Here is a 14,284-nt window from a genome sequence, read left to right as displayed (position 1 = left end):
CGTACATCTTCATATTCCGACAGGGGAGCGCCACAGCGCTGAGAGTGCGGCACGGGCCGCAGACCCTCTGAACCTTGCCCAGGTCATTCTGGGTAGGAAGTTCGGTCATCACTCAAGCTGTTGCGCCCTGCCCGGGAACTCTCAGAGGTTCCCGGGCAGGGCCGCGTCTCTTCCTGGTCACTCCAGGAGGAATCCAGTGAGCACCACCGTGAAGTTCACAGCCGCGCTCGTGGCCACCGGGCTCGGGCTCGTCACGCTGTCCGCGTGCGGCTCGTCCGGCTCCGGCACCGACGCCGCCGACTCCAAGACCGTGACCCTGGTCGCCCACGACTCCTTCCTCGCTTCGAAGAGCGTGCTCAAGGAGTTCGAGAAGGAGTCCGGCTACCAGGTCAAGGTCCTCAAGGACGGCGACGCCGGGCAGGCCGTCAACAAGGCGATCCTCACCAAGGGCAACCCGCAGGGCGACGTCTTCTTCGGCGTCGACAACACCCTCCTGTCCCGCGCACTCGACAACGGGCTCTTCCAGTCTTACGAGCCCAAGGGCTCAGGCGCGGTCCTGCCCGAGTACCGGGCCGACCGGGACAAGCACCGGGTCACGCCCATCGACACCGGCGACATCTGCGTCAACTACGACAAGGCCTACTTCAGCGAGCACAAGCTGACCCCGCCCGACTCGTTCGACGACCTGGTCGAGCCGGCGTACAAGAACCTCCTCGTCACCGAGAACGCCTCCACGTCCTCGCCCGGTCTCGGCTTCCTCCTCGGGACGGCCGGGAAGTACGGGGACGGGGGCTGGCAGGACTACTGGAAGAAGCTCAAGGGCAACGGCGTCAAGGTCGTCGACGGCTGGGAGCAGGCCTACAACGAGGAGTTCTCCGGCTCCGCCGGCGGAAAGAAGGCCAAGGGCGACCGGCCGCTGGTCGTCTCCTACGCCTCCTCCCCGCCCGCCGAGGTGATCTACGCCGACCCGAAGCCGAAGACCGCGCCCACCGGCGTCGCCACCGGCACCTGCTTCCGGCAGGTCGAGTACGCGGGACTGCTCAGCAACGCCGGGAACACCAAGGGCGGCAAGGCACTCCTCGACTTCCTGGTCTCCAGGACGTTCCAGGAGGACATGCCGCTCAACATGTTCGTCTACCCGGTGGTCAAGGGCGCCCGGGTGCCCGCGGAGTTCACCCGGTTCGGCCCGCAGGCGAAGGACCCCGAGACCCTCGCCCCCGCCCGGATCGCCGAGCACCGTGACCAGTGGGTCAAGTCGTGGACCTCGCTCGTACTGAAGTAGCCCCGCGCCGGGGTCCCGGGAGGAGCGCGGCGGTGCGGCTCGGGCTGCTGGCCCTGCCCGTCGCGTTCTTCGCGGCCTTCTTCGCCTATCCGGTCGCGGCGATCGTCTCGCGCGGCCTGAGGACCGGGGGGAGCTGGCGGTTCGGCCGGATCGTGGACGTCGTGGCGCAGTCCGACGTACGGCACGTCCTGTGGTTCACCACCTGGCAGGCGCTCGCGTCGACCGCGCTCACGCTGCTGGTCGCGCTCCCCGGCGCGTACGTCTTCGCGCGCTTCGAGTTCAGGGGCAAGCAGGTGCTGCGGGCGGTGGTCACCGTCCCGTTCGTGCTGCCGACCGTCGTGGTCGGCACCGCCTTCCTTGCGCTGGTCGGCAGGGGCGGGCTGCTCGACGAGCTGTGGGGCGTACGCCTGGACACCACCGTGTGGGCGATCCTGCTCGCGCACGTCTTCTTCAACTACGCGGTCGTCGTGCGCACGGTCGGCGGGCTCTGGTCGCAGCTCGACCCGCGCCAGGAGGAGGCCGCCCGGATGCTCGGCGCCTCCCGGCTCACCGCCTGGCGCCGGATCACGCTCCCGGCGCTCGGTCCCGCCCTGGCCGCAGCCGCGCTCATGGTCTTCCTCTTCACCTTCACCTCCTTCGCCGTGGTGCGGATTCTCGGCGGCCCCGCCTTCTCCACCCTCGAAGTGGAGATCTACCGCCAGACCTCCGAGATCTTCGACCTCTCCACGGCCGCGGTGCTGACCCTCGTCCAGTTCGCAGCGGTCGGCGCGATCCTCGCCGTGCACGCCTGGACCGTACGGCGACGAGAGAGCGCCCTGCGCCTGGTGGACGCCTCCCTGACCGCGCGCAGACCGCGCGGGGCCGGGCAGTGGGCGCTGCTCGCCGGGGTCCTGGCCACCGTCGCGCTGCTGCTGGTGCTGCCGCTCGCCGTGCTGGTCCAGCGGTCCCTCGACACCCCCGGCGGCCACGGGTTCGCGTACTACAGGGCGCTGACGTCGGCGGACAGCGGCATGTTCCTGGTGGCGCCGATCGAGGCGATCGGCAACTCCCTTCAGTACGCGCTCGCGGCCACCGCCATCGCCGTGCTGATCGGCGGACTGGCCGCCGCCGCGCTCACCCGGCGCGCGGGACGGCTCGTCCGCGGCTTCGACGCGCTGCTGATGCTGCCGCTCGGGGTGTCCGCCGTGACGGTCGGCTTCGGGTTCCTGATCGCCCTGGACGAGCCGCCGCTGAATCTGCGTTCCTCGTGGATCCTGGTGCCGCTCGCGCAGGCGCTGGTCGGAGTCCCCTTCGTCGTCCGCACGATGCTGCCGGTACTGCGCGCGGTCGACGAGCGGCTGCGGGAGGCGGCTGCCGTGCTGGGGGCGTCGCCGTGGCGGGTGTGGCGCGAGGTCGACCTGCCGATGGTGCGGCGGGCGATGCTGGTCGCCGCCGGTTTCGCGTTCGCGGTGTCGCTCGGCGAGTTCGGGGCGACCGTCTTCATCGCGCGGCCCGACAACCCGACGCTGCCGGTGACCGTGGACCGTCTCCTCGGCCGTCCCGGCGACCTCAACTACGGCCAGGCCATGGCCCTTTCGACGATCCTCATGGCGGTGTGCGCGGTCGCGCTGCTGCTGCTGGAGCGCGTGCGCACCGACCGGACGGGGGAGTTCTGATGAGCGGGCTCACGACGGGGTACGACGCCCTGCTGCGGCTGGAGCGGGCGACCGTGCGCTTCGGCGGGCGGCCCGTGCTCGACGCCGTCGGCCTCGATGTCGTGGAGCACGAGATCGTGTGCGTACTCGGGCCGAGCGGCAGCGGCAAGTCGACCCTGCTGCGGGCGGTGGCCGGGCTCCAGGCGCTCGACGCGGGCCGGGTGCTGCTCGACGGCCGGGACCAGTCGGGGGTGCCCGCGCACAAGCGGGGGGTGGGCCTGATGTTCCAGGACCACCAGCTGTTCCCGCAGCGGGACGTGGGCGGCAACGTCGCCTTCGGACTGCGGATGCACGGCGTCTCGAAGAGCGAACGCGTGAGCCGGGTGCGGGAGTTGCTGGAACTCGTCGGGCTGCCCGGGGCCGCTTCCCGGGCCGTCGGCTCGCTCTCCGGCGGGGAGCAGCAGCGGGTGGCGCTGGCCCGTGCCCTCGCCCCCCGCCCCCGGCTGCTGATGCTGGACGAGCCGCTGGGCCAGCTCGACCGCTCCCTGAGGGAACGGCTGGTCGTCGAACTGCGGGAACTGTTCGGTGCGTTGGGGACGACGGTGCTCGCCGTGACGCATGACCAGGGAGAGGCGTTCGCGCTCGCGGACCGGGTCGTTGTGATGCGGGACGGGCACATCGCCCAGTCCGGTACGCCGCTCGAGGTCTGGCAGCACCCGGCGGACGCGTTCGTGGCGCGCTTCCTCGGCTTCGACAACGTGGTCGACGCGACGGTGAGCGGGCAGGCCGCGGACACCCCGTGGGGGAAGGTCCCGGTTCCGGACGGCGCACCCCAGGGACGGCGGACGCTGCTCGTCAGGCCCGCCGGGGTACGGCTGGTGGCGCCGGCCGACGGGCTGCGCTGCACCGTGGCCGCACGCACCTTCCGGGGCACCCATGTCGCCGTACAGCTCCAGCCGCGGGACGCCCCGCGGCTGGAAGCGGCTTGCGCGCTGCGGGACGCGCCCGGACCCGGTGACGAGGTCGGGGTGGACTTCGACGCGGCGGAAGTCGTCGTCCTCGGGGAGAGCGCGGCCACATAGGGTGCGGCTCCGCCGGGGGTCCGTGAGAGCGGGAGGCGGGGCCCGGCACGCCCGGGTGGCCCGCACCCGGGAACGGGAGCGGGCCACCTGGTCGTGCGCCTGGTCGTGCGCCGAGCGGACGTCAACCGGCCTTGAACTGTACGGACGTCAGCCGGTCGCGAACTGCGCGGTCGTCAGCCGGTCTTGGAGCTGTTCCTGCGGCGCATGGCGAAGTAGACCGCGCCGCCGCCCGCGACGACGAACGCGCCGGCGATGCCGGCGATCATCCCGGTGTTGGAGTTCGCGCCGGTCTCGGCGAGGTTCGACTCACCGGCCGCGGCGGAGGGCGAGTTGTCGCCGGGGGCCGCGGGGGCGGTGCTGTCCGACGCGGACGGGGTCGCCGACGGAGTCGCGGACGGGGACGAGGACGGGGACTTCGAGGGCTCGGGGGTCGCCGAGGGCTTCGGCGCCGTGGTGGGCTTGCCGCAGGCCGCCTCGGCGGGTGCGGTCAGGTTCGGGGAGATGTCCTCGTCGACGAGCTTCCCGGCCGTGACGTGGATGCGGTACTCGGACTTCGGGGCCCAGGCCTCGGAGAAGGTGACGGTGGCGCCCTTGGCGGTGCCCTTGACCTTCTGCGTGCCGACGAGCCGCTCGTCCGCGCCGTTCGACTCCAGGTAGACGGAGACCTCGGCCTCGACACCCGAGGCGTCGGTGTCGGTGACGGTGATGATGCCCTTCCCGTTGTCGTCGCAGGCGGCGGCCGCCGAGAAGTCACCGATGTCGCAGGCAAGCGCGTTGCCCGCGACGCCGAGTACGAGTGCGGCGGAGGCGGAGGCAACACCGAGGATGCGCACGGAACGTGCGGTACGGCGAGATATGGACACGATCGCCCTTCACAAAAATGTGCAAACTGCGGGGGGTTGGGGGGCCTGTCGTGACAACAGCACCCCCGGTAGCCCCACAGGTCTATAAGCGACGCCCGACCACTGTCAATGAATATGCCCCGTACCGGCGTTGGCTTTACGTTGTCATTAACCGCCGAGACGTTTGAGCGCCTCCGGGGCGTCCTCGATGCGGTCCACGAGTGCGATGCGGGACTCCATCGCGCGCTCGCGCGCCAGGGACTTCAGGAGCGGCCAGGTGGGGTGCTTCACGGTCCAGTGGTCCTCGTCCACGAGGACCATCGGCGTCGGTTCGCCGCGCGACTCGTAGTAGTTCGGCGTCGCGCTGTCGAAGATCTCCTGGACGGTGCCCGCGGCGCCCGGCAGGAAGACGACCCCCGCGTTGCAGCGCGCCAGGAGTCCGTCCTCCCGGGTGGCGTTGGCGAAGTACTTGGCGATGTGCGTGGCGAAGGCGTTGGGCGGTTCGTGGCCGTAGAACCAGGTCGGGATGCCGACCGAGGGGCCGCCCGCGGGGTGGCGCTCGCGCACGTCGAAGGCGGCGCGCGCCCAGTCGGTCACCGACGGCGTGAACGACGGTACGGGCGCGAGGAGCCGCAGGGACTCCTTGAGCATGTCGTCGTCGAAGGGGGCGGCGTACGCACCGAGGTTGGCGGCCTCCATCGCGCCGGGGCCGCCACCGGTGGCGACGGTGAGACCGGCACGGGCGAGGTCGCGGCCGAGCCGAGCGGCGCCCTCGTACGCCGTCGTGCCGCGCGCCATCGCGTGACCTCCCATGACGCCCACGACCCGGGCGCCGGCGAAGAGTTCGTCCAGCGCGTCCGAGACGGAGTCGTCGTGGACGGCCCGCAGCATCGACGCGAAGACGTCGCCGTCGGTCCTGGTCCGCTGGAACCAGGCGTAGGCGAGGGCGTCCGGCGTCGTCTCGTAACCGGCGCCGAGCCCGTCGAAGAGCTCGTCGGGCGAGTAGAGGAGCCCGCGGTACGGGTCGAAGGGCAGACCCGGGACGGGCGGGAAGACCAGGGCGCCGGAGGTCCTGACCCGGGCCGCCGCCTCCGGGTCCATCGGGCAGCCGAGGAAGACGGCCGTCGCGCAGTCCACGGAGCGCAGTACGTCCGTACGGTCCGTCAGATCGACGGCCTGGACGCGGAATCCGGCGAGGGAGCCGTGTGCCGCGACGACTTCGTCGAACTCGGCGAGGGACTCGATCTCGCGGTCGTGGGCGGCGACGGGGATCTCTCCCTGCCCGGGCGGGGTCGAGGACGTGGACTCGGGTATCGGCTGCACCCGCCCATGCTAGGCACGCCCCCGCTTCCGGAAGCACCGCCCCCGGAGCCACGGGACTTCCCACCGCCCCCGGCGAGCCTCCGCCCCGGGCGCGCGGACCCCCGTGCCGCGCACCCGGGGCCGTACCGCCGACGGGTTCCGCGGGGCTCAGCCCTGGACCGCCGCCGGGTCCATCCACACGACTTCCCAGGTGTGGCCGTCGGGGTCGTCGAAGGAGCGGCCGTACATCATGCCGTGGTCCTGGGGCTCGCCGCTCACCGAGCCGCCCGCGGCGACGGCCTTCTCGACGAGCTCGTCGACCTTCTCGCGGCTCTCCGCGCTCAGACACAGCAGCACCTCGCTGGTCTTCGTCGAGTCCGCGATCTCCTTCTTCGTGAAGTCGGAGTAGCGCTGCCGGCTCAGCAGCATGGCGATGATGGTCTCGCTGATCACCACGCAGGCGCAGTCGTCGGTCGAGAACTGCGGGTTGATCGTGTAGCCGAGTTCGGTGAAGAACTTCTTCGAGGTGTCCACGTCGTTCACGGCCAGGTTCACGAAGATCATCTGCTGGTACATGGGGGCCTCTCCCGTCGGTGTCGTGCCGTTCGCAGGGGTAGACCGGGGAGCCCCGGCGAACTCATCGCCCCGGCGCGGACTTCTTTCGAACCGCTTTCGCACGGCTCCGTCCGGCGGGCGTACGGCGCGTCAGCGGGTCAGCGGCAGCGCGGCCAGCTGGGCGACCACCCAGGTCAGCGGGCCGAACACGGCGAGCAGCGCGCCGACGCGCAGGGCCGCGGCACTGCGCAGCATCGTGACGGGCGCACCGAGGCGCAGCAGGGCGGCCGTGGTGTCGGCGCGTGCCTGCCTGGCCTCGACGGCCGCCGTCACCAGCGTCAGCAGGGTGCACCCGCCGACCACCAGGGCGCCGAGCGTGCTCAGCGGACCGAAGTCGGGCCGCTCGCCGGAGTACAGGGTCGCCATGGCGTACGCGCCCGAAGCCACCGCGCACAGCACGCCCAGCGGCTGCCCGATCCGGCGCGCCTCGGTCTGCAGCACACGCCCGGCGATCAGCCGGAGCGCGCCGGGGCGTACGGATTGCAGGAGCAGCCCGCAGAGGTGGGTGAGCGCCGGTCCGGCCAGGGCGAGGCCGACCGCGGTGAGCGCCCAGCCGACGAGCACGCCGGCCGGGCCGCCCGCGAAGCCGCCGGGCAGCGCGAGCCCGGGAGTGGGGTCCGAGCGGCTCGCGTACGTCTCCACGGCGAGACCCACCGCGACGACGGCCGCACCCCAGGGGAGGCCACCGGGCGCGGTCTGCGCGGGGACGAGCCCGCGCGGGTCCGGCGCCCCGCCGGGCCGCCCGGGGTGGTCCGCCGGGGTGGCGGACGCGTCGGCAGCGGGCTGCGGGGCGGGGGCGAGCAGGGTGTCGGCGGTGACAGGAGCACCGGCGGCGGCCGGGGTGCCCGGTTCGCCGGGGCCGGCCTGCGCGCCGACGGGGTGCTGTCCGGCGGGGCCGCCCCCCGGCCGCGTCGCGCTGCCACCAGTGTGCCGCCGGCCGCGGGCCCTGCTCTCGGCGCGCGGACGCAGGGCGAGGGCGGTGGCCGCCGAGGCGGCGATCGGCACCAGGGAGAGCAGCGTCAGGGCGGCCGGCAGCGGCAGCGGGCGGTCCGCCGCGAGGAAGTCCGCCGCGGCGCCGTCGAACGGCATGCCGGTCAGGTCGCCGCGCAGGTGCAGGAAGAGCAGCAGGGCGAGCGTCGAGCCGAGGGTGGTCGCCAGCGCCGTGGTGGTGGCGGAGATCGCCGTCAGCCGGCCGGGGCCGAGGCCGATCGCCGAGAGGCCGGGACGCGGCCGGGTCCCGGGGTCGGTGCGGGCGACGGCGACGGCGAAGTACACCGTGGCGGCCAGGGGAGCGGCGCACCAGGCCAGGCGCAGCACCGAGGCGGTGGAGGACTCCGGGTGCGTCATCGCGTGTCCCAGCGTGCACAGCAGCAGGAATCCGGTGCCCGCCGAGGCCGAGGCGACGAGCAGCCGGCGGAGCTGGACGAGGGGCTGCCCCGCGCGGGCTAGACGGAGAGCGAGCACGCGGCCCGGCCTTCCGGCTCGGTGACGGGCGGGAGGTGGACGGTGTGCACGCGCCGTCCGTCGAGCAGCGACACCGTCCGGTCGGCGAGGGCCGCGGTGTCCGCGTCGTGCGTGGCGAGGACCACCGTGATGCCGTGCGAGCGGGCCGCCGTGGTGAGCGTCCGCAGGACCTGGGCGCGGTCGGCGCGGTGCAGGGAGGCCGTCGGCTCGTCGGCGAAGAGGACGGTGGGCGCCGCGACCAGGGCGCGGGCGACGGCCACGCGCTGACGCTCGGCCTGCGGGAGGGCGTGCGGCCGCTTGCGGGCGCAGTCGCCGATGTCGAGGCGCCCCAGCCATTCGAGCGCGGCGGTCTTGGCGGCGCGGCGCCGGGTGCCACGCAGCATCAGGGGGAGTGCGGCGTTCTCCCAGGCGTTCAGTTCCGGTACGAGGACCGGCGCCGGGTCGATCCAGCCGAAGCGGTCACGGCGCAGCCGCTCCCGGGTGAGCGGCCCCATGGTGTGGACGGGTGTGCTGTTGAACCAGACCTCGCCGTGCTCGGGCAGCAGCTGCCCGGACAGGCATCGCAGAAGGGTCGTCTTGCCGCTGCCGCGCGGGCCGCTGACGGCGAGGATCTCGCCCTCCCGGACGCCGAGCGAGACACCGCTGAGCGCGGGCGAGCCGTTGTGCTTGACGTGCAGGGCGCGTGCCCAGAGCACGTCGTTGTCCGGCGGGGCCACCATCGCGTACACCTCGGTTCGGATCTGATTTGCGCTGCCCGGCGCCCTCGGGGAAGAGCCGGTGCGCTCCCGTGCCGGTCGGCGTGGGAACGCGCCTGAACGTCCTCGGGGTCGCCCGGTCCCCCGCTCGGGGGAACGAAGGCAGGGCCGATCGGTCACTGGCACGCTAGGGATCCGGGGGCGTGGGGCCGGACAGCACGCGGCCCCGGGCCGCCCTTTCTCACTCGAACGGGCGGCACCGGGGCCGGTATTGATCATCCAGAAGGAAGATCAGGAAGATCTCTCAGGACCTCCGCGGACCTCTGCGGATCCGGAGGGTCAGAGCTTCGTCCACGCCTCCGTCAGGACCTGACGGATGATCCCCTCGATCTCGTCGAAGGTCGACTGGTCGGAGATCAGCGGCGGCGACAGCTGGATGACCGGGTCACCGCGGTCGTCGGCGCGGCAGTAGAGGCCGTACTCGTAGAGCTTCTTGGAGACGAAGCCGTAGAGCACGCGCTCCGACTCCTCGTCCGTGAAGGTCTCCTTGGTGGCCTTGTCCTTCACCAGCTCGATGCCGTAGAAGAAGCCGTTGCCGCGGACGTCGCCGACGATCGGCAGGTCGTGCAGCTTCTGGAGGGTGGTGAGGAACGCGCTCTCGTTGTCCAGCACGTGCTGGTTGAGGCCCTCGCGCTCGAACAGGTCGAGGTTGGCGACGCCGACGGCCGCGGAGACCGGGTGGCCGCCGAAGGTGTAGCCGTGCAGGAAGGTGTTGTCACCCTTGTAGAACGGTTCGGCGATGCGGTCCGAGACGATGCAGGCGCCGATCGGGGAGTAGCCCGAGGTCATGCCCTTGGCGCAGGTGATCATGTCCGGTACGTAGCCGAACTTGTCACAGGCGAACATCGTGCCGAGGCGGCCGAAGGCGCAGATGACCTCGTCCGAGACGAGCAGCACGTCGTACTGGTCGCAGATCTCGCGTACGCGCTGGAAGTACCCGGGCGGCGGCGGGAAGCAGCCGCCGGCGTTCTGCACCGGCTCCAGGAAGACGGCCGCGACCGTCTCGGGGCCCTCGAAGAGGATCTGCTGCTCGATCTGGTCGGCGGCCCAGCGGCCGAAGGCCTCGGGGTCGTCGCCGAAGAGCGGGGCGCGGTAGATGTTGGTGTTCGGCACCTTGTGCGCGCCGGGGACCAGCGGCTCGAAGGGGGCCTTGAGGGCCGGCAGGCCGGTGATGGACAGGGCGCCCTGCGGGGTGCCGTGGTAGGCGACCGCGCGCGAGATGACCTTGTACTTGGTCGGCTTGCCCTGGAGCTTGAAGTACTGCTTGGCGAGCTTCCAGGCGGTCTCGACGGCCTCGCCGCCACCGGTGGTGAAGAAGACCTTGTTCAGGTCGCCCGGCGCGTAGTTCGCGAGGCGCTCGGCGAGTTCGACGGCCTTCGGGTGGGCGTAGGACCACACGGGGAAGAAGGCCAGCTCCTGCGCCTGCTTGAACGCCGTCTCCGCCAGCTCGGTGCGGCCGTGGCCCGCCTGGACCACGAACAGGCCGGACAGGCCGTCCAGGTAGCGCTTGCCCTTGTCGTCGTAGATGTAGGTGCCCTCGCCACGCACGATGGTGGGAACGGGCGCGTTCTCGTACGAGGACATGCGGGTGAAGTGCATCCACAGGTGGTCGTACGCGGTTCGGCTGAGGTCCTTGCTCACGGCTATCGGGTTCCCCACATGTAGGTCTGCTTCTTGAGCTTCAGGTAGACGAAGCTCTCGGTGGAGCGCACGCCGGGGAGGGCCCGGATGCGTTTGTTGATGACGTCCAGCAGGTGGTCGTCGTCCTCGCAGACGATCTCGGCGAGGATGTCGAACGAGCCCGCGGTCATCACCACGTACTCGACTTCCGACATGGCCGTCAGCGCGTCCGCCACCGGGTCGAGATCGCCCTCGACGTTCACACCGACCATCGCCTGCCTGCGGAAACCCACGGTGAGCGGGTCCGTGACGGCGACGATCTGCATGACGCCCTGGTCGAGCAGCTTCTGGACGCGCTGGCGCACGGCCGCCTCGGAGAGGCCGACGGCCTTGCCGATCGCGGCGTACGGACGGCGTCCGTCCTGCTGGAGCTGTTCGATGATGGCGAGGGAGACGGCATCCAGCTGGGGACTGCCGTTCCTGGACTCCCGAGAGTCCCTGGGGTCTGCGCTTCGACTGGCCACGCACTCACTCTGCACGACGTCTCGACAGTTCCGCAAGGCCGGAGCGATGAAATTCGTTGTTTACGAGGACGTGACTTGCGGATTTCGCAGATCTGGAGGGAGCGGGGGTGTTGAAAACGTGGACACACGGATTAGGGTGGGTGTCTCAGTCATTGGACACCCGACAGGAGGGCCGGCAGTGAGCACCGAGCTGCGTCGTCTGCGCAACTACATCGACGGAGAATTCCGTGACGCCGCCGACGGACGGACCACCGAGGTGGTCAACCCCGCGACCGGCGAGGCGTACGCGACCGCGCCGCTGTCCGGGCAGGCGGACGTCGACGCCGCGATGGCGGCCGCCGCCGCGGCCTTCCCGGCCTGGCGCGACCAGACCCCGGCCGAGCGGCAGAAGGCCCTCCTCAAGATTGCGGACGCGTTCGAGGAGCGGGCGGAGGACCTGATCGCGGCCGAGGTGGAGAACACCGGCAAGCCGATCGGACTGACCCGGTCCGAGGAGATCCCGCCGATGGTGGACCAGATCCGCTTCTTCGCGGGCGCGGCCCGGATGCTGGAGGGGCGGAGCGCCGGCGAGTACATGGAGGGTCTGACCTCGATCGTCCGCCGTGAGCCCGTCGGCGTCTGCGCGCAGGTCGCGCCGTGGAACTACCCGATGATGATGGCCGTCTGGAAGTTCGCCCCGGCGCTCGCCGCGGGCAACACGGTCGTCCTCAAGCCGTCCGACACCACGCCCGCCTCCACGGTCCTGATCGCCGACATCATCGGCTCGATCCTGCCCAAGGGCGTCTTCAACGTCATCTGCGGCGACCGCGACACCGGCCGCGCGATGGTCGAGCACCCGACCCCGGCGATGGCGTCCATCACCGGTTCCGTGCGCGCCGGCATGTCGGTCGCCGAGTCGGCCGCCAAGGACCTCAAGCGGGTCCACCTGGAGCTGGGCGGCAAGGCCCCCGTCGTCGTCTTCGAGGACACCGACATCGCCAAGGCCGTCGAGGACATCTCGGTGGCGGGCTTCTTCAACGCCGGGCAGGACTGTACGGCCGCCACGCGCGTCCTGGTCCAGGAGGGCATCCACGACGAGTTCGTGGCCGCGCTCGCCAAGGCCGCCGCCGACACCAAGACCGGACAGCCGGACGACGAGGACGTGCTGTACGGACCGCTCAACAACCCCAGCCAGCTCAAGCAGGTGTCCGGCTTCATCGAGCGCCTGCCCGCCCACGCCAAGGTCGAGTCCGGCGGTCACCAGGTCGGCGACAAGGGGTACTTCTACGCCCCGACCGTCGTCTCCGGCCTGAAGCAGGACGACGAGATCATCCAGAACGAGGTCTTCGGCCCGGTCATCACCGTCCAGTCGTTCACGGACGAGGCGCAGGCGATCGAGTGGGCGAACGGCGTGGACTACGCCCTCGCCTCCTCCGTCTGGACCAAGGACCACGGCCGCGCCATGCGTCTGTCCAAGGCCCTCGACTTCGGCTGCGTGTGGATCAACACCCACATCCCGCTGGTCGCCGAGATGCCCCACGGCGGCTTCAAGAAGTCCGGCTACGGCAAGGACCTCTCCGGGTACGGCTTCGAGGACTACACGCGCATCAAGCACGTGATGACGTCGCTGGACGCGTAGTCCGCAGGCGCGCGGCCCCGGGCGGAACTCCCGTCCGGGGCCGCGGTGTTCTCGGGGCCCGGGGGCGCCGTGCCCGAAGTCGCCCCGCAGCAGGGGCGGTCGACAGGGTGTCGGCCCCGTGCGCGATCGCTCGACGCCGCGTCCATTGTCCGCGTCGGGCATCCGGCTGCATGCTGCCCGGGTGCCCGTGCCCCGGAAGTCCCCGTCCCCGTCCCGCCGTTCCCTGCTGAGCGCGCTGGGCGGTGGTGCCGCGCTCGGTGCGCTGGCCGGGTGCGGGGTCCCGGCCGCGTACGTGGCGCCGGGCGAGCGTGCCGGAGTCGACCTCTCCGCCCGTGACAAGCGCCTGACCTGGGCGAACTGGCCCCTCTACATCGACACCGACGACACAGACCCGACGCGGCGGCCCACGCTGGACGCTTTCGAGGAGCGCACCGGGATCAGGGTCGACTACGTCGAGGAGATCAACGACAACGACGAGTTCTTCGGCAAGGTCAGCCCTTCCCTGATGAACCATCAGCGGACGGGGCGCGACCTGATCGTCGTCAGCGACTGGATGTGCGCGCGCTTCGTCCGGCTCGGCTGGGTGCAGGAGATGGACCGGGCCAACCAGCCGAACGTCACCAAGTACCTCGACCCGCTGCTGAGTTCACCGTCCTTCGACCCGGGACGCAGATCCACCGTGCCGTGGCAGTCGGGCATCACCGGCATCGCGTACAACCGGCGCCGGCTGGGCCGCGAGATCGCCCGGGTCTCCGACCTGTGGGCGGACGACCTCAAGGGCCGGGTCACACTCCTCTCCGGTCTCGACGAGGCGTTCGCCCTCCTGATGCAGGGCGACGGCGTCGACATCACCCGGTGGACGTCGGACGACTTCCACACCGTGTGCGACCGGGTCGAGAAGCACGTGCGCGACGGCCGGATCCGGCGCTTCACCGGCAACGACTACGTCAAGGATCTCGCCGGCGGCGACGTCCTCGCCTGCCAGGCGTACTCCGGTGACGTGATCCAGCTCCAGGCCGACGACCCCGACATCCGCTTCGTGGTGCCGGAGGAGGGCGCCGAGCTGTGGGCGGAGTCCCTGATGATCCCGGACCTGGCCGGTCACAAGGCGAACGCGGAGAAGCTCGTCGACCACTACTACGACCCCGAGGTCGCCGCCGAACTCACCGCGTGGGTCAACTACGTGTGCCCGGTTCCGGCCGCCCGGGACGTCCTCGCCTCCGCCAAGGACAAGGACACCGCGGCCCTGGCCGAGGATCCGCTGATCTTCCCGGACGCCACCATGCGCGGGCGCCTCGCCATCGCCCGCGACATCACGTCCGCGGAACGCCCGGAGTTCGCGAAGCGGTGGAACGCGATCGCGGGGCTGTGACCCCCGGGCCGCGACCGACCGGAGCTGTCGCGTCAGCCGGCCGTCTCGATCCGGCGACCCCCGGTCGAGGAGTGCGGCGCACACGGCGGACGGCGGGGCCACGGGGCCACGATCACCCGGCTCACCCGGCCGGTCCCGCGCAGGTGCCGATCCCGGAGCCGGCAGACGCCGGCC

The 14,284-nt window shown here is 71.5% G+C and carries 12 protein-coding genes and 1 riboswitch; of the genes, 5 read left to right on the top strand and 7 right to left on the bottom strand.

What is annotated here, in order from left to right; genetic code table 11:
- The first annotated feature begins 11 nt into the window (after positions 1–11).
- Positions 12–117: riboswitch (TPP riboswitch) on the top strand.
- 79 nt (positions 118–196) lie between these two features.
- Genes ACFYP4_RS30050 through ACFYP4_RS30040 form a run of 3 tightly spaced genes read left to right on the top strand, consistent with a single transcriptional unit; the run spans position 197 to position 3,998 of the window.
- Positions 197–1,282, top strand: coding sequence for a thiamine ABC transporter substrate-binding protein (locus tag ACFYP4_RS30050; protein ID WP_358853916.1), 1,086 nt, complete (start codon positions 197–199; stop codon positions 1,280–1,282).
- Positions 1,258–2,937, top strand: coding sequence for an ABC transporter permease (locus tag ACFYP4_RS30045; RefSeq protein ID WP_388789667.1), 1,680 nt, complete (start codon positions 1,258–1,260; stop codon positions 2,935–2,937). Before ACFYP4_RS30050 ends, ACFYP4_RS30045 begins: the two co-directional genes overlap by 25 nt.
- Positions 2,937–3,998 (top strand): ABC transporter ATP-binding protein, encoded by a 1,062-nt coding sequence (locus ACFYP4_RS30040; protein ID WP_388789664.1) that lies wholly within the window; start codon positions 2,937–2,939, stop codon positions 3,996–3,998. The genes ACFYP4_RS30045 and ACFYP4_RS30040 overlap by 1 nt, the downstream gene beginning before the upstream one ends.
- Positions 3,999–4,171: 173 nt before the next feature.
- On the opposite strand, the gene ACFYP4_RS30035 is transcribed toward ACFYP4_RS30040, so the two are convergent.
- The 7 genes from ACFYP4_RS30035 to ACFYP4_RS30005 form a co-directional block, all read right to left on the bottom strand.
- Positions 4,172–4,861 carry an LAETG motif-containing sortase-dependent surface protein gene (locus tag ACFYP4_RS30035; RefSeq protein ID WP_388789661.1) on the bottom strand — a complete coding sequence of 230 codons (690 nt, stop codon included), beginning with the start codon at positions 4,859–4,861 and terminating at the stop codon, positions 4,172–4,174.
- Positions 4,862–5,008: 147 nt separating this feature from the next.
- Positions 5,009–6,163 carry an LOG family protein gene (locus ACFYP4_RS30030; protein WP_388789658.1) on the bottom strand — a complete coding sequence of 385 codons (1,155 nt, stop codon included), beginning with the start codon at positions 6,161–6,163 and terminating at the stop codon, positions 5,009–5,011.
- A 147-nt stretch (positions 6,164–6,310) separates the two neighbouring features.
- Positions 6,311–6,718, bottom strand: a complete 408-nt coding sequence (locus ACFYP4_RS30025) for a VOC family protein (RefSeq protein ID WP_358853912.1) — start codon at positions 6,716–6,718, stop codon at positions 6,311–6,313.
- Positions 6,719–6,847: 129 nt separating this feature from the next.
- Complete coding sequence (locus ACFYP4_RS30020; RefSeq protein WP_388789655.1) at positions 6,848–8,221, bottom strand: hypothetical protein; 1,374 nt, start codon at positions 8,219–8,221, stop codon at positions 6,848–6,850.
- Entirely contained in the window at positions 8,203–8,940 is a 738-nt protein-coding gene (locus ACFYP4_RS30015; protein ID WP_388789652.1) for an ABC transporter ATP-binding protein, read from the bottom strand. Before ACFYP4_RS30015 ends, ACFYP4_RS30020 begins: the two co-directional genes overlap by 19 nt.
- 315 nt (positions 8,941–9,255) lie before the next feature.
- Positions 9,256–10,635: an aspartate aminotransferase family protein gene (locus ACFYP4_RS30010; RefSeq protein WP_358853909.1), complete on the bottom strand. Its 1,380-nt coding sequence runs from the start codon at positions 10,633–10,635 to the stop codon at positions 9,256–9,258.
- Positions 10,620–11,135 (bottom strand): Lrp/AsnC family transcriptional regulator, encoded by a 516-nt coding sequence (locus ACFYP4_RS30005; RefSeq protein WP_358853908.1) that lies wholly within the window; start codon positions 11,133–11,135, stop codon positions 10,620–10,622. Before ACFYP4_RS30005 ends, ACFYP4_RS30010 begins: the two co-directional genes overlap by 16 nt.
- Before the next feature lie 163 nt (positions 11,136–11,298).
- On the opposite strand from ACFYP4_RS30005, the gene ACFYP4_RS30000 reads away from it, so the two are divergent.
- Positions 11,299–12,738 (top strand): gamma-aminobutyraldehyde dehydrogenase, encoded by a 1,440-nt coding sequence (locus ACFYP4_RS30000; protein ID WP_388789649.1) that lies wholly within the window; start codon positions 11,299–11,301, stop codon positions 12,736–12,738.
- A gap of 181 nt (positions 12,739–12,919) precedes the next feature.
- Positions 12,920–14,110, top strand: a complete 1,191-nt coding sequence (locus ACFYP4_RS29995; RefSeq protein WP_358853906.1) for a spermidine/putrescine ABC transporter substrate-binding protein — start codon at positions 12,920–12,922, stop codon at positions 14,108–14,110.
- Positions 14,111–14,284: the final 174 nt, after the last annotated feature.

Origin of the sequence: Streptomyces sp. NPDC005551, assembly GCF_042871785.1 — a bacterium.
Taxonomy (GTDB): Bacteria; Actinomycetota; Actinomycetes; order Streptomycetales; family Streptomycetaceae; genus Streptomyces.
This window is presented reverse-complemented; position numbering and strand designations above follow the sequence as displayed.